Below are 19,070 nucleotides of genomic sequence, written 5' to 3'. Positions count from 1 at the left end.
GCGCCGGGCCGCTGCTCACCGCCGATTGTAGTGGACGCCCGGAAGAGCGTCCCTCCCGGCGTCAGAAACGGTGCGTCACGCCCGTGGCGAAGCGGGTGGTATGGGAATTGCCGGGGTCGAACTGGTTGTCCAGCGTGTAGTTCGACGCGTAGCCGGCGAATGCGTAGACCGTGGTGCGCTTCGACAGCTCGTAGGTATACCCCAGCGTCATCAGCTGCGCCTTGCGCGCGGTCATGCCATCGGCCCATTGCCAGTCCGGCTTGGCCAGCGACCATTGGGCCAGCACCGTGCCGCGCCCAAGCGGCACGCTCACGCCGAGCAGCCAGGCGTTGACCGTGCCGCCGGCCGCGAAGGCGGCGGGGCCGAGGTTCTGTCCCAGATTATCCGGATCGCCGCCGTCCAGGCCGACGTAGCCGTTGCGCTGGCGCGACCAGGCCGCCGACACCTTGAGCACCTCGAAGTCGTAGGAGGCGCCCAGCTGCAGCGCCTGCGGCCTGCCCTGGACGCCCTGCGGCGGCTGGGCCAGCCTCATCTGGTCCCAGGTCGCCACGGCCAGCAGCGGGCCATCCTCGTACTTCAGGCCCAGGCTCAGCGCGCGGTTGTTGGCGTTGGTGCGGAATTTCCCCTGCGCGTCGGCATCGAAGGAATAGCCGATCCCGGCCTGCCAGCCCTGCCACTCCGGCGTGTAGTAGTTCACCAGGTTGCTGAACTGGTAGTTGTCCGAGGCCTTGAAGGTGGCGCCCATGCCCATTTCCTTCCAGGACGCGATCTCCAGCGCGTTGCCATAGGTCTTGCCCACGGTGTACTGGCGGCCCAGGCGCAACTCGCCCAGATCGTCATGGCCCAGCCCGACCCAGGCGCCATAGTTGAACAGGCTGCGGTCATCGGCCTGCCGTCCCGTGGACGGGTCGAAGCCGTTTTCCAGCTGGAAGCGCGCGCTCCAGCCGTCTCCCAGGTCTTCCCTGCCCCGCAGGCCCCACAGCGAGTCCGTCAGGCCGCCATTGAGCATGCCGCTGCGGCTGCCCACGCCGGACACGTTCGTGACGGCCATCCCGGCGTCGACCACGCCGTAGATCCGGACCTCGGTACCGGACAAGGCGGCTCCGTCGGCACGGGCGGCCAGGGGGCTGGCCAGGCCGGCCGCCGTCAACGCCGCACAAATGTAGTGCTTCTTCATGCATTTCTCCCGACTGCGCCGCGGGCCTTGCCCGCGGCATCGAACCGACTCATTGCCACCCGTACTTGCGGACCCAGATACCCTTGAGCAGCTGTGTCAGCACGCAGTAGCTCAGGAGGATCCCGGCCAGCCAGGGGAAATAGCTCCATGGCAGCGCCTGCAGCTGGAAGTATCCGGCCAGCGGCGAGAACGGCAGGAACAGGCCCAGGCAAACCACCGCCAGCGTCATGAACATCAAGGGCCAGGCGGCGCGGCTCTGCAGGAACGGAATCCGGCGCGTGCGGATCATATGCACGATCAGCGTCTGCGACAACAGGCCCTCCACGAACCAGCCCGACTGGAACAGCGTTTGATGCTCGGGCGCATTGGCCTGAAATACATACCACATCAGGGCATACGTGGCGATGTCGAAGATCGAGCTGATCGGGCCGAAGAACACCATGAAGCGGCCCAGGCCGTCCGGATCCCATTGCTGGGGCTTTTTCAGCAATTCCTCATCGACATTGTCGAACGGGATCGCGGTCTGGGAGATGTCGTACATCAAGTTCTGCAGCAGCAGATGGATGGGCAGCATGGGCAGGAACGGCAGGAAGGCGCTCGCCACCAGCACCGAGAAGACGTTGCCGAAGTTCGAGCTGGCGGTCATCTTCAAGTACTTGAGCATGTTGCAGAAGGTCTTGCGGCCTTCGATGACCCCATCTTCCAGCACCATCAGGCTCTTTTCGAGCAGGATGATGTCGGCGGCCTCCTTCGAGATATCCACGGCCGAATCGACCGAAATGCCCACGTCAGCCGCGCGCAGGGCGGGCGCATCGTTGATGCCGTCGCCCATGAAGCCCACGGTATTGCCCTGCGCCCGCAGGCCGCGCACGATGCGTTCCTTGTGCGCCGGCGTCAGGCGGGCAAACACGTTGGCCTCGCGCACCGCCACCGCCAGCTGCGCGTCGCTCATGGCTTCGATCTCCGCGCCCAGCACCACCTTGCGGACCTCGAAACCGACTTCGCGGCAGACCTTCTGCGTCACCAGCTCCACGTCGCCGGTCAGCACCTTCACCTCGATGCCCGATTCCTTCAGCGCGGCCAGGGCAGGCGCGGTGGATTCCTTGGGGGGGTCCAGGAAGGCGATGTAGCCGACCAGGATCAGGTCGGACTCGTCGGCCACCCCGTAAGCCTGCTGGGTGGGCGGCAGTTCCTTCACGCCCACGGCGATCACGCGCAGGCCGTCGCGGTTCAGGTCGGCCGTGACCTTGCGGATGTCGGCGCGGCGCGCGTCGGTCAGCAGCTGCACCTCTTCGCCCACGCGCAGGCGGGTGCAGGCCGACAGCACCTCCTCCAGCGCGCCTTTGCAGATCAGCTCATGATGTTCGCGGCCGTTCTCGACCTCATTCACCACCACCGACATGCGGCGGCGCGCGAAGTCGAAGGGAATCTCGTCGACCTTGCGGTAGCGCGCTGCCAGGTTGAGCTTGCGCTCCACCTCGGCGTGCTGCAGCACCGCCACATCCAGCAGGTTCTTCAGCCCGGTCTGGTAGTAGCTGTTCAGGTAGGCATAGGCCAGCACATCGTCGCTGGCGGCGCCGTAGACGTCGGTATGACGCTCGAGCACGATGCGGTCCTGCGTCAGCGTGCCGGTCTTGTCAGTGCACAGCACGTTCATCGCGCCCAGGTTCTGGATGGCGTCCAGGCGCTTGACCACGACCTTGCGTCGCGACATCCGTACCGCCCCCTTGGCCAGCGTGGCGGTGACGATCATGGGCAGCATCTCGGGCGTCAGGCCCACGGCGATCGCCAGCGCGAACAGCAGCGCCTCGAGCCAGTCGCCCTTGGTGAAGCCGTTGATCAGCATGACGATGGGCGCCATCACCAGCATGAAGCGGATCAGCACCCAGCTGACGCGGTTGATGCCCTGCTGGAACTGGGTCGGCACGCGCGTGGTCTGCGTGACGCGTCCGGCAAGCTGGCCGAAGTAGGTATCGGCGCCAGTGGTCACGATCAGGGCGGTGCCCGAGCCGCTGACCACGTTGGTGCCCATATAGGCCATGTTCTCCAGTTCCAGCGAATTGGCCGTCTCGACGCGCTGCGTGGCGCTCTTCTCGACCGGCAGCGATTCACCCGTCAAGGCCGCTTGCGCCACGAACAGGTCCTTGGCGGTCAGGATGCGGCAATCGGCCGGGATCATGTCGCCCGCGGACAGCAGCACCACGTCACCGGGCACCAGGTCCGCCAGCGGCAGCTCCATGCGGCGCGAGCCGCTGGCGTGCGGCGCCACGCCCAGCGCGCGCCGGACCTCGCCCTCGGAGGGATCGCCCGCGTCGCTGCGCAGCACGGTGGCCGTGTTCTGCACCATCGCCTTGAGCGCCTCGGCGGCGCGGTTGGAGCGGCGCTCCTGCGCGAAGCGCAGCAGCGTGGAAATGACCACCATCGAGCCGATGATGATGACGCCGCGCCATGACTGGTCGTCAGGCTCGGCCATCCAGACATCGGTGACCCACGACAGCGTGGCCAGCGCGGTCAGCAGCAGGTTGAAGGGGTTGCGGTACGAGTACCACAGGTGGACATACCAACGCAGCGGCGCTTCGTGGTCGACCTCGTTGCGGCCATGCCGCTCGCGCGCGGCGCTGGCCTGCGCTTCGCTCAGGCCGCCGGCGCGGCTGCCGAAGCGCTGGAACAGCGTCTCTGTATCCTGGCCGGACAGTTCCAGCATGCGGCGATTGGCATGACGGGCCGCGTCGGGCGGCACGGCAGCCACCTCGCCGCCGCGCTCCAGCATGGGCGAGCGGCGGAAATGGCGCCCGGTGCGCCGCGCTCGGGCGGCGGATGAGAAGAATGACTTCAGGAACGTCAACATCGGAGTGCTCCGGTTGTTTGTTTTCTTGTCCCACGCGGCTTCCGGGGAAAGATCCCCGGGGAACGGCGCAACCGCGAAGATGGACGCGGCGCGGGAGCTTTTTCTGGGAGACACGGACGACAGGCTGCGTGCCTGGCACGGGCGTGCGCGGCCGCGGCCAGCGGGCGCAGGCCGTCGATCCGCCGCGTACGGGCGTGTTCAAGCACCGGAGCAATGTTGCCGGTGTCCGGATCGCGTCAAGAAGCGCGCCGGGCGCGGAAAACGGAAAGGGAAGCGAGCGGGAGAATCAATACCGGCGGATCGGGCGGACGCGGGGTCAGCCAGGCCGGGGATTCAATGCTGCGGGTTCCGTACGGACCAGGATGCGCCTGGCCGGTCGGCTCGCAGGGAGTGGACGGGTCAGACAGGCATGCCGGCGCCGCGCGCGGGGCGCAATCGAGGCTCGGGGTCTAAGGCACTAGGCATGATTTCTCCTGTGTGTGGACGGGCAGCCGCGGGCGTTCAGGCCGCCAGCGGCTGGACGCCGAAATGCACGTGGCGCACGGCGGGGTTGGCGCTAAGGCGACGGGCCTGGGACATCAGTTCGCCGCGCAATTCGGGGGGGCAATTGACGGTGATGCAGGCCGACGCCAGGCCGGGATCCGAGCCCTGGTCGATCTGCACCTGCGAAACATCCAGGCCGGCGGCGCTGAAGTCCAGGCAGATCTGCTTGCGCAGGGAACCCAGTTCATCGCGCGGACAAATGACCGTCAGCCGCGACGTGCCGCGGCGGCGGCCCTGGGCGGTGGCGCGGTCCACGCCGGCGCGGCGCAGGAACAAGTCGAAGAAACGCATGGCGACCTCCATTGCAAGAACGGAGGAGCGGTTTCGCGAACATGCGCGCACGCGCCGCGCTCGACGGCCGGGCACGATGGACGTGCACGAACGCGGGCGCTGCGGACGAGCGACGGTTCTGGCGGTTTACGTTGGGGAGATGCCCGGCAAGCCGTGGGCTTGCGCGATGGCCCGGGCTGACGCCTGGACCTTGGGATACGCCGCAACCTGTTCAACAGGCGCGGCAGACGGAGTGCTGCGTGATCCTGTTAAACAGCGGTGTCGATGCAAGATCGACTTTCGCCGGAATCGGTATTCACGAAGACTGCTCCTGGGATGGATAACGGGCAGAATTTTACGCGGGTTTCCACTGATGGACAACACTTTGGTCGCGTAAAGGGCACAAAAAAGTGGAATCCGCGCGCATTCCACCGCCGCGCGCCACGGCCTCGATCACGGGCATGGCTGCCGCGCCATGATGGCGCGGCAGCCACCGTCCTCCGACAGAAGCGCGCGGCGCCGTCCTCAGGCGTAGAAGTGCCAGCCCAGGTAGATGGCGAACAAGGCGTAGAACCCGCCCGCCGCCGACAGCACCGGCACGGTGATGCCGGAAGACCGGAAGCGCAGCCAGAGCAGGCCGATGGACAGCATGGTGAACAGGCCGGCGGCGAGCAAGGGGGCGTCCAGCAGCCAAGGCGTCATGAAGATGCCCAGCGCGCTGGGAATGGTGGCCTGGATCATCATGGCGCCCGAGATGTTGGCCAAGGCCAGCCGCTCCTTGCCCTGGCGCACCCAGATCAGCGCATTCATGATTTCCGGCAGTTCGGTGGCGACCGGCGCCAGCAGCAGTGCCGCTAGGTGCGGCGAGGCGCCCATGGCCACGCCCAGCGTCTCGATCTGGTTGACGAACACATGCGACGCGCCGGCGATCACCACCAGCGCCAGCACCGTCTGCGTGATGGCCCAGGACAGCGCGGGATCCGTGTCGCGGGGGCGCAGCTTGAGCGGCTCCAGGTCTTCGCTGGCCAGGCTTTCCTCGTCATTGCTCAGCTCGCGCTTCACATAGAGGCCGTAGGTGACCAGGAACAGGATGCCCAGCCAAGGCTTCCAGGCGAAGGCCAGCAGCCCCAGCCCGACCTTGAAGACGAAGATGCCCATGAACCAGGCCTGGTCGCGGGCCAGCCTGCGCTGGTCCGCGTTGATACAGTCCAATTGCGTCGCGCGGCCGCGGTGGGCGCGCCACAGGGCCAGACCGACGACCGCGTAGGCCAGCGTCGCCAGCACCAGCGGACCGCCCATCGCGGCGCCCACGCCAATGTCCTTCTGCTCGGGGGTGTCGCCGAACACGACGGCCATGAAGGTCACGGCGCTTTCAGGCAGCGCGGTGCCGAAGGCGGCGAGCACGGTGCCCGTCGCGGTGGCGCCCAGTTCGAATCGGTGGCCGACCCACTCGACGCCATTGACGAAGTACTCGCAGGCGAAATAGATGACCGCCGCGGACAGGAAAAACAGGAAGAGAGTGAGCAACATGGGAGCGAATGCGGCCGGACGAGCGGATACCAATGGCACGACGCTGCCGCTCGCCCGGCCAAGGGTGAACGCAACGCGGCCAAAGGTCTCGCCTGGCAGTTCCATGTGGCGGGCGTGCCGCGAGCATGGAAACCGTCAGCGCCATGGAGTTCTAGCGGTTGCTCCGCAACCCTGAACCACCAAGTTTGTTGACGCTGACTCCTTTGGGGAACAAAGGATGGCTACTCCCCAATGACTGAGCCGCGATTGTAGCAGCCTGCCGGCCGCGTTGGCGGGAATTTCCGCGTCGGCCGCGCGGACTATCCGCGCCGCCGCGCGAGGGCCGCCGAGCCGCGTTAAAGTGGAAGCCAACGCAGCCTGCGTCCAGGCATCCGAGCCGCCTGCCGCCGCATGCCGCTCCCGACAACGCCACCCGCGGGGCCGCGCGCCCCGGCCGCCCATGAGCCTGCCGCCCGACGATATCGCCCCCTATGCCGCCCGCCGCCACCGCCTGATGGAACGCATGCGCGCGGCCGGCGGCGGCATCGCCGTGCTTGCCACCGCGCCCGAGGCCATCCGCAACCGCGACGCCGACTATCCCTACCGGCACGACAGCGACTTCTTCTACCTGAGCGGCTTCACCGAACCGGAGGCCTGGCTGGTGCTGATCGCCGGCGCCACCGACCGCGCGCTGCTGTTCTGCCGTCCGCGCCATGTCGAGCATGAGATCTGGGAAGGCAAGCGCTTCGGCCCGGAAGCCGCCGCCGAATACTTCGGCTTCGACGACGCGCATCCGATCGACGCGCTCGACGAACTGATGCCCACGCTGCTGATGGACCAGCCCACGCTGTACGCGCCGCTGGCGGGCGACCGACGCGCCGACGGCCGCCTGCGGCGCTGGCTGACCGCCGCCCGCGAATCCGGCCGCGGCGGGCACCAGCCGCCCGAGCGGCAGCAGGACCTGCGCCCCATCCTGGCGGACATGCGGCTGATCAAGGACGCCACGGAGATCGCCGCCATGCGCCGCGCCGCCAAGATCTCCGCTGGCGCCCATGCCCGCGCCATGCGGGCCGCCCGCGCCGGCATGCGCGAGTACGAGCTGGAAGCCGAGCTGCTGTATGAATTCCGGCGCCAGGGCGCGCAGTCGGTGGCCTACAACAGTATCGTGGCGGCCGGCGCCAACGCCTGCGTGCTGCACTACCCGGCGGGAGACGCCGTGCTGCGCGACGGCGACCTGGTGCTGATCGACGCCGGCTGCGAGGTCGACAGCTATGCCAGCGACATCACGCGCACCTTTCCCGTGAACGGCCGCTACAGCGGTCCACAGCGGGCGCTGTACGACCTGACGGCCGCCGCGCAGGACGCGGCCGTGCAGGCCACGGCGCCAGGCCGCTCCTGCAACGATTCTCACGATGCCGCCGTCCGGGTCTTGGCCCAGGGCATGCTGGATCTGAAGCTGCTGAAGGGATCGCTGGACGGCGTGATCGAATCCGGCGCCTACAGCCGCTACTACATGCACCGCACCGGCCATTGGCTGGGCCTGGACGTCCATGACGTGGGCGACTACCGACAGCCCGGCCCCGCGCACGGCGGCGAGCGTCCCTGGCGCGCGCTGCAGGCCGGCATGATGCTGACCATCGAACCCGGCATCTACGTGCGCCCCGCCGACGACGTGCCCGAGGCCTACTGGAACATCGGCATCCGCATCGAGGACGATGCGCTGGTCACCGACGAGGGCTGCGAGCTGATCACCCGCGGCGTGCCGGTGCAGGCCGGCGAGATCGAGGCGCTGATGCGTGAATAGGGGCGACGGCTACAGCACGTAGCCGTCCAGCCAGCCCATCGCCACCCAGATGTACACCACCACCATGGCGATGGCGAACATGGCCACGATCGAGCCGATCAGGCAGGCGCTCAGCGCCACCAGGACCGGCCCCCAGCCCGTCGCCGACGGGCGGCCCAGATCGGGGTTGTAGCGCCGGTCGAATTTCTCGTCGGACATGAGCGAGAAGACCACGCTCTCGACGAATCCGTCGATCATGGGGATGAACAGCAGGAAGAAAGCCGGGTTGTCGTACCAGACCGGATAAAGGCTGAACGCGCCGGCCAGCGCCAGCGCGGCGTACAGGCTCACCGCCCAGGCGTGGCGGCGGCCCAGATACCACCAGTGCGCGCCGGCCCAGCCCAGGAAACACGCCAGCAGGCCAACGGCGACCTTGCCTCGCGGCCGGCGCGGCGTTGCGGCGGAAATCGAAGAAGTGGCCTGGGCCTGCGTCATGTCATTGCTCCTGTGGCGTGGGCGCGCCTGCCGCCTGCCGGCGATTGTAGTGGACGGTTAAACTTCCGCACATGACTGCTTCCGCCTTCGACATTGCGATTCTCGGCGCCGGCCCCGTCGGCCGCGTCCTGGCCCTGATGCTGGCTCGGGTGGCGCCGGATCCGGCCCGCATCGTGCTGCTGCAAGGCACGGCCCCCGCCGCCACGGCCGACGCCGCGCCCGCGGCCGATCCGCGCGTGCTGGCCATGAACCACGGCAGCCGCGTGCTGCTCGAGTCGCTGGACGCCTGGCCGGAACGCTCGGCCGACATCCGCAGCATCCATGTCTCGCAGCGCGGCCGCCTGGGCCGCAGCCTGATCCGCCATACCGACTTCGACGTGCCGCAGCTGGGCAGCGTCGTCGGCTATGCGGGCCTGTACGCCCGGCTCGAAGCCCGCGTCGCCCAATGCGGCGTGACCCTGCTGTCGGGACCGCCGGCCCGGATCCTGGAGCAGGACGCCGACGGCGTGCGCATCGCCCAGGGCGACACCGAATTGCGCTGCCGGGTGGCGGTGCAGTCCGACGGCGCGGGCGGCGAAGACCTGCGCCGCGACTACGGCCAGCATGCCGTGCTGACCACGGCGCACGCCACCCTGCCGCGCCCAGGCTGGGCCTGGGAGCGCTTCACGCCCGAAGGGCCGCTGGCCCTGCTGCCCCATCCGCACACGCCCGAAGCCCATTCCGTGGTCTGGTGCAGCACGCCGGAACGCGCCGCCGAACTGGCCGCGCTGGACAACGCGGCCTTCTCGCGCGCGCTGACCGCCGCCTTCGGCGACCGCCTCGGCCGCCTGTCCAGCCAGGCGCCGCGCCATGTCTTCCCGCTGGCGCTGAGCGCCCGCCGCGCCCAGGTGCAGGGGCGCGTGGCGGCCATCGGCAATGCGGCCCAGACCCTGCACCCGGTGGCGGGCCAGGGCCTGAACCTGGGGCTGCGCGACGCCGCCCGGCTGGCGCAGGCGCTGGGCGCCTGGCTGCCGGGCCCGGACGCCAGCCCGGCCCCGGCGCTGGCCGAGTTCGCCGGCGCGCGCCAGTTCGACCGCCTGATCACCGCCGGCCTGACCGACCTGATGCCGCGCGTGTTCGCCACCGGCCTGGCGCCGGTGGAGCATGCCTGTGGCCTGGCGCTGCTGGGCCTGGACCTGGCGGCGCCGCTGCGCGCGCCGCTGGCCCGGCATCTGCTGCAGGGATTCCGGGCCTAGCCCGGCGCCGGCCGCCACGATCCGGCCCTGGAAAGGGCCACGCCCTGCCTCGTCCGCCCAGGCTTGTTACCAAGCCGTTGCCGGATGAAAAAGGGGGTTCGATCAGGCCGGTTAAAATGTGACCATGCGCATCGGTCCCTGGACTCTCCCCAACAACGTACTGGTCGCGCCCATGGCGGGCGTGACCGATCGGCCTTTCCGGCAGCTTTGCAAGAAGCTGGGGGCCGGCTATGCCGTGTCCGAAATGGCGGCCAGCAACCCCAAACTGTGGGACAGCGTCAAGACCTCGCGCCGCCTGAACCACGACGGCGAGATCGCCCCCATTTCGGTCCAGATCGCCGGCGCCGACCCGGCCATGATGGCCGAGGCCGCGGCCTTCAACGCGGCCCGGGGCGCCAAGATCATCGACATCAACATGGGCTGCCCGGTCAAGAAGGTCTGCAACGTGGCCTCCGGCTCGGCGCTGCTGCGCCATGAAGACCTGATCGTCCGCATCCTGGACGCCGTGGTGGCGGCCTGCGCGCCGCTGGGCGTGCCGGTCACGCTCAAGACCCGCACCGGCTGGGACCGCGAGAGCCGCAACGCGCTGCGCGTGGCCCGGCTGGCCGAGAACGCCGGCATCGCCGCCCTGACGCTGCACGGCCGCACCCGCGCCGACCTGTACACCGGCCATGCCGAATACGACACCATCCGCGCGGTCCGCGCGGAGCTGAAGATCCCGCTCATCGCCAACGGCGACATCGACTCGCCCGAGAAAGCGAAACACGTCCTGGATTACACTGGCGCCGACGCGGTGATGATCGGACGGGCGGCCCAGGGCCGTCCCTGGATCTTCCGCGAAATCGACCACTACCTGCGCACGGGCGAAAAACTCGCCCCTCCCTCCCATGGGGAAATGCGCGAGCTGCTGCTCGAACACCTCGACGACCACTACCGCTTCTATGGCGAGCACACCGGCGTACGCACGGCGCGCAAGCATATCGGCTGGTATCTGGAAGGCCTGCCGGACGCGGATTCGTTCCGCGACCGCATGAACCTCATCGACAACACCCGCGACCAATGGCGGGCGGTGTCGGAATGGTTCCTCGCACTATCGAACGACGGCGACCGCAACCCGGCGCCGGCCGTTCAAGCCCTGCTGGCGGCATGACCGCCTCAACACCAACATAAAAATATCTGTACTCCGATGAGCAAGAAAGATGTCCTGGAAGAATGCGTGCGCGCCAGCCTGGAGCGCTATTTCGAAGACCTGGGTGAATCCGAGCCTCACGACATGTGGGACATGGTGATGCGCTGCGTTGAGCGCCCGGTGCTTGAAGTGGCGCTGGAACGGTCCGGCGGCAACCAGTCGCGGGCATCCGAAATGCTGGGCATCACGCGCAACACGCTGCGCAAGAAGCTGCTCGCCCACAACATCCAGGTATAGATCCCCACGCCAGCGGACGACCCGCCCGGCACGGGCCGCCCCCTTCCAGATTTCCCATCCAGTACCCGAACGAGAAAGGCGCCCGCGCCCCACTCCGCCCTCACCATGAAAATCGAAACCGCCCTGCTTTCGGTGTCCGACAAGACCGGCATCGTTGAATTTGCCCGCGCCCTGGCCGCGCGCGGCGTGCGCCTGCTCTCGACCGGCGGCACCGCCAAGCTGCTGGCCGAATCCGGCCTGAACGTCACCGAGGTCGCCGCCCACACCGGTTCGCCCGAGATCCTGGACGGCCGCGTCAAGACGCTGCATCCGAAGATCCACGGCGGCCTGCTCGCGCGCCGCGACAGCGCCGAGCACATGGACACCATCAAGGCGGCGGGCATCGACCGCATCGACATGCTGGTGGTCAACCTCTACCCGTTCCGCGAAACGGTCGCCAAGCCCGGCTGCACCTTCGCCGACGCGGTCGAGAACATCGACATCGGCGGCCCGGCCATGCTGCGCGCCGCCGCCAAGAACCACGGCACCGAAGCCGGCGGCGTGACCGTGGTCATCGACCCGGTGGACTACTCGCGCGTGCTGGGCGAAATGGACAAGGGCGGCAACACCTCCTACGGCCTGCGCCTGGAGCTGGCCGGCAAGGTCTACGCCCACACCGCCGCCTATGACGGCGCCATCGCCGCCTACCTGAGCAGCCTGGCCGAAGCCGAGCCCAAGCAGGACGCCGCCCCGGCCCGCAACGAATGGCCCGGCACGCTGACGCTGCAGGTCAGGCAGCAGCAGGCCCTGCGCTACGGCGAGAACCCGCACCAGACGGCGGCCTTCTACGTCGATCCGCAGCGTCCGGCCGGCCTGCTGGGCAACTACCGCCAGTTGCAGGGCAAGGAACTGTCGTACAACAACATCGCCGACGCCGACGCGGCCTGGGAATGCGCGCGCAGCTTCGAGGCGCCCGCCTGCGTCATCGTCAAGCACGCCAACCCCTGCGGCGTGGCCGTCGCGGCCAACACGCTGGGCGCCTACCAGCAGGCGTTCAAGACCGACCCGACCTCGGCCTTCGGCGGCATCATCGCCTTCAACCGCCCGGTCGACGCCGCCACGGCCGAAGCCGTCAGCGCGCAGTTCCTGGAAGTGCTGCTGGCGCCGGCCTATGACGGCGCGGCGCTGGCCATCCTGGCCGCCAAGAAGAACGTGCGCGTGCTGGAAGTGCCGATGGGCGCCGGCCAGAACGCCTTCGACGTCAAGCGCGTGGGCGGCGGCTGGCTGGTGCAGACCCCGGACGCCTACAACGTGCCGCGCGACGCGCTCAAGGTCGTGACCAAGCGCCAGCCCACCGAACAGGAAATGGACGATCTGGCCTTCGCCTGGAAGGTCGCCAAGTACGTCAAGTCCAATGCCATCGTGTTCGTGGGCGGCGGCATGACGCTGGGCGTGGGCGCCGGCCAGATGAGCCGCATCGACTCGGCCCGCATCGCCTCGATCAAGGCCGAGAACGCCGGCCTGACGCTCAAGGGCTCGGCCGTGGCGTCGGACGCCTTCTTCCCGTTCCGCGACGGCCTGGACGTGGTGGTGGCGGCGGGCGCGACCTGCGTGATCCAGCCCGGCGGCAGCGTGCGCGACGATGAAGTCATCGCGGCGGCCGACGAGCACGGCATCGCCATGGTGCTGACCGGCACCCGTCACTTCCGCCACTGATGCGCATCCTCGGCATCGATCCCGGCCTGCGCCGCACCGGCTTCGGCGTGGTCGATGCCGACGGCATGCGCCTGCGCTACGTCGCCAGCGGGACCATCGTGGTCCCGCCGTCGCTGGCGCTGTCCGAACGCCTGAAGGTCATCCTGGACAACCTGCGCCAGGTGGCGCAGGAAACCCGGCCGGACGTGGCCGCGCTGGAAATCGTCTTCCTGAACACCAACCCCGCCTCGACCCTGCTGCTGGGCCAGGCGCGGGGCGCGGCGCTGTGCGCGCTGGCCGACAGCGCGCTGGCCGTGCACGAATACACCGCGCTGCAGATCAAGAAAGCCGTGGTCGGCACCGGCCGCGCCGCCAAGGAACAGGTGCAGATGATGGTCCAGCACCTGCTGTCCCTGGACGGCACGCCGGCCCCCGACTCGGCCGACGCGCTGGCCTGCGCCATCTGCCACGCGCACGCCGGTCCGCTGCAGGACAAGCTCGGCCGCCTGGGCGCGGCGCTGGGCGGCGGACAGACCCGGCTGCGCAACGGCCGCCTGGTCGGCTGAGCCACCCCGCCCTCCCGCGGCCCGCGCCGCGCGTATAGAATCCCCGCATCCCGCCGCGCATGCGCGCAGCTCCACCTTTCACGCCATCTTCCCGCCATGATCGGACGCATCACCGGAACCCTGATCGAGAAACTGCCGCCCACCGTCTGCGTGGACGTCAACGGACTGGGCTACGACATCGACGTGCCCATGAGCACGCTGTACGCGCTGCCCGAGAACGGCGCGCGCGTCACGCTCTACACGCACCTGACGGTGCGCGAGGACGCCCACATCCTGTATGGCTTCGCCACGGCCGGCGAGCGCAGCGCCTTCCGCGAGCTGATCAAGGTCAGCGGCATCGGCGCGCGCACCGCGCTGTCGGTGCTGTCCGGCCTGTCGGTGGCAGACCTGGCCCAGGCCATCACGCTGCAGGAATCCGGCCGCCTGACCCGCGTGCCAGGCATCGGCAAGAAAACGGCGGAACGCCTGCTGCTGGAAATGCGCGGCAAGCTCGGCGCCGACATCGGCGCCCAGGCGCATGCCACGCCCGACAATCAGTCGGACATCCTGAACGCGCTGCTGGCGCTGGGTTACTCGGAAAAGGAATCGCTGTCGGCGCTGAAGACGCTGCCCGAAGGCGTGGGCGTGTCCGATGGCATCAAGCTGGCGCTCAAGGCGCTGGTGCGCTAAGGTCGCGGCCCGCACTAACCACGGGCGCTACAGATAGCTGGGCGCCACTGTTTCCAGCCCGGTCGGCACCACCCGCAGCTCGGGCGCCATCGGCCCCGAACAGACGTTGTCGCGCCGCAGCGAATCCAGGTTGTCGCGCGACATCAGCGGCTCGCCGGGCAGGCATTCGAAAAACAGCGCCTGCAGGCGGCCCAGCCCCATCGGCATGGGCCAGACCTGACGCGGATGCCCGCTCCAGGCGGCGCACAGGCGCACGATCTCGCCCAGCGTGTACACCTGGGGCCCGCCCAGCTCATAGGCCTTGCCGCAGGCGCGCGTGTCGTCCAGCGCCGCCGCCATCGCGGCCACCACGTCGCCCACGTAGACCGGCTGCATGCGCGCATGCGCGCCCGCCAGCGGCAGCACGGGCAGCCAGCGCGCCAGGCGGGCGAAAAGATTGGTGAAGTTGTCATCCGGGCCGAACACCACGGACGGACGGAAGATGGTCCAGCCGCCGTCGCGCCAGCCGTCGAGTTCCTGGCGGACGGCAGCCTCGCCGTCGCCCTTGGAACGCTGATACATGCTGGCGCCGGCGGAATCGGCGCCCAGCGCGCTCATGTGCAGCAGGCGCCGCACGCCCTGCCGCCTGCAGGCCTGCGCGACGCGCTGCGGCAGCGTCACATGGGCGCGCGCGAAATCGGAACCGTAGGGCTTGCCGGCATTGCCGTGCAGGATGCCGACCAGGTTGATGGCGGCGTCGCAGCCGCGCATCAGGCGGTCCAGCGTGGCGTCGTCGTGGACGTCGTCGGCCATGAGCGTGACGCCGGGCAGGATCTGCAGATCCCGCCCGCGGCCATAGCTGCGCGTGGGCACCAGGATCTGGTGCTGTCCGCCGCCGGAAAGCCGGGCGACCAGGCGACGGCCGATGAAACCGGTGCCGCCGATGACAAGGATACGCATGAGCAGCCCCTGTTCGTCAGGATTCAGCCCGATTCTGCCTTGCGGCCAACGCATCCGCAAGCGCGCGCCGGCGTTGAAAAATCAAATGGAGAGCAGTTTGGCGTAGGCCGGCAGGTCGACGTTGCCGCCGCTGATGATGATCCCCACGCGCGCGCCGCGCACCGGCACCACGTTCTGCAGCACGGCCGCGGTGGACAGGCAGCCGGTCGGCTCCACCACCATCTTCATCCGTTCGGCGAAGAACTTCATGGTCGACACCAGTTGATCGTCAGTCACGGTGACGATGTCGCGCACGTACTTCTGGATGAGCGGGAAGGTCAGGTTGCCCAGGTGGGTCGTGGCGGCGCCGTCGGCCAGGGTCTTGGGCGCGGGAATTCGGACCACTTCACCTTTGCGCAGCGATTGCTGGCCGTCGTTGCCGGCCTCGGGTTCCACGCCGTAGACCAGGCAGCGCGGGCTCAGCGCATAGGCGGCCAGCGCCGATCCGCCAAGCAGGCCGCCGCCGCCCAGGCAGACGAACAGGTAGTCCAGCTCGCCCACTTCCTCGAACAGCTCCTTGGCCGCCGTGCCCTGCCCCGCGATCACGTCCTCGTGGTCGTAGGGCGGAATCAGCGTGGCGCCGGTCTCGGCCTGGATGCGGCGGGCGATTTCCTCGCGGTCCTCGGTGTAGCGGTCGTAGGTCACGATCTTGCCGCCGTAGCCCTCGGTGGCGGCGCGCTTGGCCGCGGGGGCGTCCAGCGGCATGATGATGGTGGCCTGCACGCCCTGCATGCGCGAGGCCAGCGCGATGGCCTGGGCATGGTTGCCGGACGAGAAAGTCACCACGCCCGCGGCGCGTTGCGCCGGCGTCAGGCGCGCGATGGCGTTGTAGCCGCCGCGGAACTTGAACGCGCCCATGCGCTGGAAGTTCTCGCACTTGAAGAACAGCGAGGCCGCGGCGATCGCATCGGCGGTGGCCGAGGTCAGCACGGGCGTGCGGTGCGCGTGGCCGGCCAGGCGCTCGCTGGCGCGGACGATGTCGTCGTAGCTGGGGAGATTCGTGGGCAAATCAGGCTGCATGGGACGGGTCCTCAGATCGCGGGGGTCGAAACCCTGGGATCATATACCCGCCCAGGCCATCCCGCCGCGTGGCGGCCGGCCCGCCACGGCTACTTGCCGAACAGATCCCCGCTGGCGCTGGCCGTGCCGGCGGGCGGCGTCAGCCCAAGGTGGCGCCAGGTGGTCAGCGTGGCGGTGCGGCCGCGCGGCGTGCGCTGCAGATAGCCGTGCTGGATCAGGTAGGGCTCGATCACGTCCTCGATGGTGTCGCGCTCTTCGCCGATGGCCGCCGCCAGGCTGTCCACGCCCACCGGTCCGCCGTCGAACTTGTGGATGATGGCTTCCAGCAGCTTGCGGTCCATCAGGTCCAGCCCTTGCGGATCGACTTCCAGCATGGCCAGGGCGCGGCCCGCCACGTCGGCGTCGATGGTGCCGCGCGCCTTGACCTCGGCGTAGTCGCGCACGCGCCGCAGCAGGCGGTTGGCGATGCGGGGCGTGCCGCGGGCGCGGCGCGCGACCTCGGCGGCGCCGTCCGGCGTGATCTCGGCGTTGAGCAGGCCCGCGCTGCGCGTGACGATATGGCCCAGGTCGGCGGCGTTGTAGAACTCCAGCCGCGAGACGATGCCGAAGCGGTCACGCAACGGATTGGTCAGCATGCCGGCGCGGGTGGTGGCGCCCACCAGCGTGAAGGGCTGCAGGTCCAGCTTGACGCTGCGCGCGGCGGGGCCCTCGCCGATCATGATGTCGATCTGGAAATCCTCCAGCGCCGGGTACAGGATTTCCTCGACCACGGGCGACAGGCGGTGGATCTCGTCGATGAACAGGACGTCGTTCTTTTCCAGGTTGGTCAGCAGCGCGGCCAGGTCGCCGGGACGCTCCAGCACCGGGCCGGAGGTCTGGCGCAGCTGCACGCCCATTTCATGCGCGATGATGTGGGCCAGCGTGGTCTTGCCCAGGCCCGGCGGGCCGAACAGCAGCACGTGGTCCAGCGCCTCGCCGCGCTTGCGCGCGGCGGCGATGAAGATCTCCAGCTGTTCGCGCGCGCGCTGCTGGCCGACGTACTCCTGCAGCGCCTTGGGCCGCAGGGCGCGCTCGATGGACTCCTCGTTGGGCGACGCGGGCTGGGGCGCCACGATGCGGGCGGCGTCGGGACGGGAGGAGAGCGAATCGGACTGGATGGCCATGGTGCGGAAACGGCTAGGGACAATGCAACGAGCATCGTACCGTAGATGGCCCGGCCAAGCGCGCCGTCCCGCGGATGGGTCCGCGCACTAGGCGGCGTCCGACAGAGGCAGCCGCACGCGCACGCACAAGCCGCCCGTCTCGGCCTGCAGCAGTTCCAGCGAGCCGCCGTGGGCGCGGGCGATGGCCTCGGCCAGCGCCAGCCCCAGGCCCACGCTGCCGGTGCGGGTGCGGGCGTCGTCCAGGCGGCTGAAGGGCCGCAGGGCCTCGCGGCGGCGTTCGGGCGCGATGCCCGGGCCGTGGTCGGCCACGTCCAGCACCGCGTGGCGACCTTCCTGGTGCAGGGTGACATCGACCGGGGGCGCGCCGTGGTTCAGCGCGTTGCCGATCAGGTTGTCCAGCAGGCGGCCCAGCGCCACGGCGTCCGCCTGCACCACCAGGGCCGGATCCTCGGCGCCGTGCAGCCGGATGTCGGTGCCCGCGCCCTGCCAGGCGCGCACGCGCTCGCCCAGCCAGTCCTGCAGCGCCATGGACGCATACCGGTAGGCCGCCGGATCGGTGCCGCGCACGAAGCCGATGAACTGGTCGACCATGTGCTGCATGTCCTGGAGATCCGCGCGCAGGCCGTCCTTGAGCTTGGAATCGTCGGCCAGCTCGATGCGCAGCCACATGCGGGACAAGGGCCCCTTCAGGTCATGCGGCAGTCCGGCCAACAGCGTGCGGCGCACGGAATCCGATTCGGCCAGCGCGTCCAGCATGGCGTTGAAACGCTCGCCCAGCGCCCGGGTCTCGGTCGGACCGGCGGGATCCACGCGTTGCGGCTGTCCGGCGGCCAGGCGGTCGGCGGCGTCGGCCAGGCGCGTAAGCGGACGCGTGATGTGCCAGGAAAACCCGACCGCCAGCAACAGCAGCAGGCCCAGGCCGCCCAGCCAGGCCGCGGCCAGCGGCGTCGACACGGGCGGGTCCAGCCGCTCCAGCGGGATCACCAGCCATTCGCGCAGGCGCGGCACGTCCTCGCTGTCGGAATTGGGCGCCAGCGAAATGAAGATCTCGGGCGTGGGGCCGCGCGACAGGGCCACGCGCGTGCCGTCGTTCAGGCGTTCATTGAGCTGCTGCACCAGTCCGCGCAGGTCGCGGCGGACATCGTCGACCTCGGACCGATAGGGCGAACCGCCCTCGCGGCGGTCGAGCATGCGCTCGGCCGCGCGGGCGGCGGAGCGTTCCTCGTCTTCTTCGCGGGTCATGTCCCCCGGCGCGTGCGGCACGGGCGTGGCGTTGACCGGCGGCGGCCTCGGCCCGCCCCGGGGCGGCGGCGGATGGCGGCCGCCGAAGCGCTGCAACCGCGCCTCGATCGGCAGCACCCGCGACCACAGCCGCCACTGGTTCTGAGAGGCCGCGCGCACGAATTCCGCGCGCTCCTCGGCCGGCACCTGCGAAACGGCCGCGCGCAAGGTGCGGATCGTGGTCACGATATAGCCGATGGCCACGTCTTCCATGAACTTGTGGCGGAAATACGTGACCGTGACCAGCGTGGCGGCCTGCGTCAGCAGCACCGCCCCCAGGATCAGCAGAATCAGCCGCGCACGCAAGGAGCGCGGCACCAGGAACCCAAGAGAGAATCGCATCACTTATCCAAACCGCCGCCACACCATATGCCACCCAACCAAACAATGCCCTCCCGCCGACCTGGGCAGCGCGGATCCGGCTCCGCCGGTC

16 protein-coding genes and 1 riboswitch are annotated in these 19,070 nt (G+C 69.3%); of the genes, 7 read left to right on the top strand and 9 right to left on the bottom strand.

Annotated features, from left to right (window positions below; translation table 11 throughout):
• Positions 1 to 61 precede the first annotated feature (61 nt).
• From AC6LJ9_RS00390 to AC6LJ9_RS00375, 4 genes are all read right to left on the bottom strand, one after another.
• Positions 62 to 1,177, bottom strand: a complete 1,116-nt coding sequence (locus AC6LJ9_RS00390; protein WP_498146062.1) for a porin — start codon at positions 1,175 to 1,177, stop codon at positions 62 to 64.
• 49 nt (positions 1,178 to 1,226) lie between these two features.
• Positions 1,227 to 4,025: a magnesium-translocating P-type ATPase gene (gene mgtA, locus AC6LJ9_RS00385; RefSeq protein ID WP_498146061.1), complete on the bottom strand. Its 2,799-nt coding sequence runs from the start codon at positions 4,023 to 4,025 to the stop codon at positions 1,227 to 1,229.
• Positions 4,026 to 4,526: 501 nt separating this feature from the next.
• Positions 4,527 to 4,859: a hypothetical protein gene (locus AC6LJ9_RS00380; RefSeq protein WP_212315124.1), complete on the bottom strand. Its 333-nt coding sequence runs from the start codon at positions 4,857 to 4,859 to the stop codon at positions 4,527 to 4,529.
• A 504-nt stretch (positions 4,860 to 5,363) separates the two neighbouring features.
• A complete protein-coding gene (locus AC6LJ9_RS00375) occupies positions 5,364 to 6,368 on the bottom strand; it encodes a sodium:calcium antiporter (protein WP_103272677.1) in 1,005 nt (334 codons plus the stop codon).
• A gap of 97 nt (positions 6,369 to 6,465) precedes the next feature.
• Positions 6,466 to 6,617: riboswitch (yybP-ykoY riboswitch) on the bottom strand.
• Between the two features lie 190 nt (positions 6,618 to 6,807).
• Here AC6LJ9_RS00375 and AC6LJ9_RS00370 point away from each other — a divergent pair.
• Complete coding sequence (locus tag AC6LJ9_RS00370) at positions 6,808 to 8,151, top strand: aminopeptidase P N-terminal domain-containing protein (RefSeq protein WP_498146060.1); 1,344 nt, start codon at positions 6,808 to 6,810, stop codon at positions 8,149 to 8,151.
• Positions 8,152 to 8,160: 9 nt separating this feature from the next.
• Here AC6LJ9_RS00370 and AC6LJ9_RS00365 read toward each other — a convergent pair whose 3' ends face one another.
• On the bottom strand, positions 8,161 to 8,625 hold the full coding sequence (locus AC6LJ9_RS00365) for a TM2 domain-containing protein (RefSeq protein WP_498146059.1): 465 nt from the start codon (positions 8,623 to 8,625) through the stop codon (positions 8,161 to 8,163).
• A gap of 71 nt (positions 8,626 to 8,696) precedes the next feature.
• On the opposite strand from AC6LJ9_RS00365, the gene AC6LJ9_RS00360 reads away from it, so the two are divergent.
• The 6 genes from AC6LJ9_RS00360 to ruvA all read left to right on the top strand — a co-directional run bounded on the left by AC6LJ9_RS00360 (position 8,697) and on the right by ruvA (position 14,195).
• Positions 8,697 to 9,860, top strand: a complete 1,164-nt coding sequence (locus tag AC6LJ9_RS00360; RefSeq protein WP_498146058.1) for a UbiH/UbiF/VisC/COQ6 family ubiquinone biosynthesis hydroxylase — start codon at positions 8,697 to 8,699, stop codon at positions 9,858 to 9,860.
• 124 nt (positions 9,861 to 9,984) lie between these two features.
• The gene (dusB, locus tag AC6LJ9_RS00355; protein WP_498146057.1) at positions 9,985 to 11,010 is read left to right on the top strand and encodes a tRNA dihydrouridine synthase DusB; all 1,026 of its coding nucleotides are present in this window, start codon (positions 9,985 to 9,987) and stop codon (positions 11,008 to 11,010) included.
• A 36-nt stretch (positions 11,011 to 11,046) separates the two neighbouring features.
• Positions 11,047 to 11,286, top strand: coding sequence for a helix-turn-helix domain-containing protein (locus AC6LJ9_RS00350; protein ID WP_006217670.1), 240 nt, complete (start codon positions 11,047 to 11,049; stop codon positions 11,284 to 11,286).
• Positions 11,287 to 11,391: 105 nt separating this feature from the next.
• Positions 11,392 to 12,981: a bifunctional phosphoribosylaminoimidazolecarboxamide formyltransferase/IMP cyclohydrolase gene (purH, locus tag AC6LJ9_RS00345; RefSeq protein WP_498146056.1), complete on the top strand. Its 1,590-nt coding sequence runs from the start codon at positions 11,392 to 11,394 to the stop codon at positions 12,979 to 12,981.
• Positions 12,981 to 13,526, top strand: a complete 546-nt coding sequence (ruvC, locus tag AC6LJ9_RS00340) for a crossover junction endodeoxyribonuclease RuvC (RefSeq protein ID WP_212315136.1) — start codon at positions 12,981 to 12,983, stop codon at positions 13,524 to 13,526. Before purH ends, ruvC begins: the two co-directional genes overlap by 1 nt.
• Before the next feature lie 96 nt (positions 13,527 to 13,622).
• A complete protein-coding gene (gene ruvA, locus AC6LJ9_RS00335; RefSeq protein ID WP_103272670.1) occupies positions 13,623 to 14,195 on the top strand; it encodes a Holliday junction branch migration protein RuvA in 573 nt (190 codons plus the stop codon).
• A gap of 27 nt (positions 14,196 to 14,222) precedes the next feature.
• On the opposite strand, the gene AC6LJ9_RS00330 is transcribed toward ruvA, so the two are convergent.
• The 4 genes from AC6LJ9_RS00330 to risK form a co-directional block, all read right to left on the bottom strand.
• Positions 14,223 to 15,134: a complex I NDUFA9 subunit family protein gene (locus tag AC6LJ9_RS00330; protein ID WP_498146055.1), complete on the bottom strand. Its 912-nt coding sequence runs from the start codon at positions 15,132 to 15,134 to the stop codon at positions 14,223 to 14,225.
• An 81-nt stretch (positions 15,135 to 15,215) separates the two neighbouring features.
• Positions 15,216 to 16,193 carry a threo-3-hydroxy-L-aspartate ammonia-lyase gene (locus AC6LJ9_RS00325; protein ID WP_498146054.1) on the bottom strand — a complete coding sequence of 326 codons (978 nt, stop codon included), beginning with the start codon at positions 16,191 to 16,193 and terminating at the stop codon, positions 15,216 to 15,218.
• An 89-nt stretch (positions 16,194 to 16,282) separates the two neighbouring features.
• The gene (ruvB, locus tag AC6LJ9_RS00320) at positions 16,283 to 17,356 is read right to left on the bottom strand and encodes a Holliday junction branch migration DNA helicase RuvB (RefSeq protein WP_212315148.1); all 1,074 of its coding nucleotides are present in this window, start codon (positions 17,354 to 17,356) and stop codon (positions 16,283 to 16,285) included.
• An 87-nt stretch (positions 17,357 to 17,443) separates the two neighbouring features.
• On the bottom strand, positions 17,444 to 18,979 hold the full coding sequence (risK, locus tag AC6LJ9_RS00315) for a sensor histidine kinase RisK (protein WP_498146053.1): 1,536 nt from the start codon (positions 18,977 to 18,979) through the stop codon (positions 17,444 to 17,446).
• Positions 18,980 to 19,070 lie beyond the last annotated feature (91 nt).

This window comes from Achromobacter sp. 1011811831 (assembly GCF_059760905.1).
This window is presented reverse-complemented; position numbering and strand designations above follow the sequence as displayed.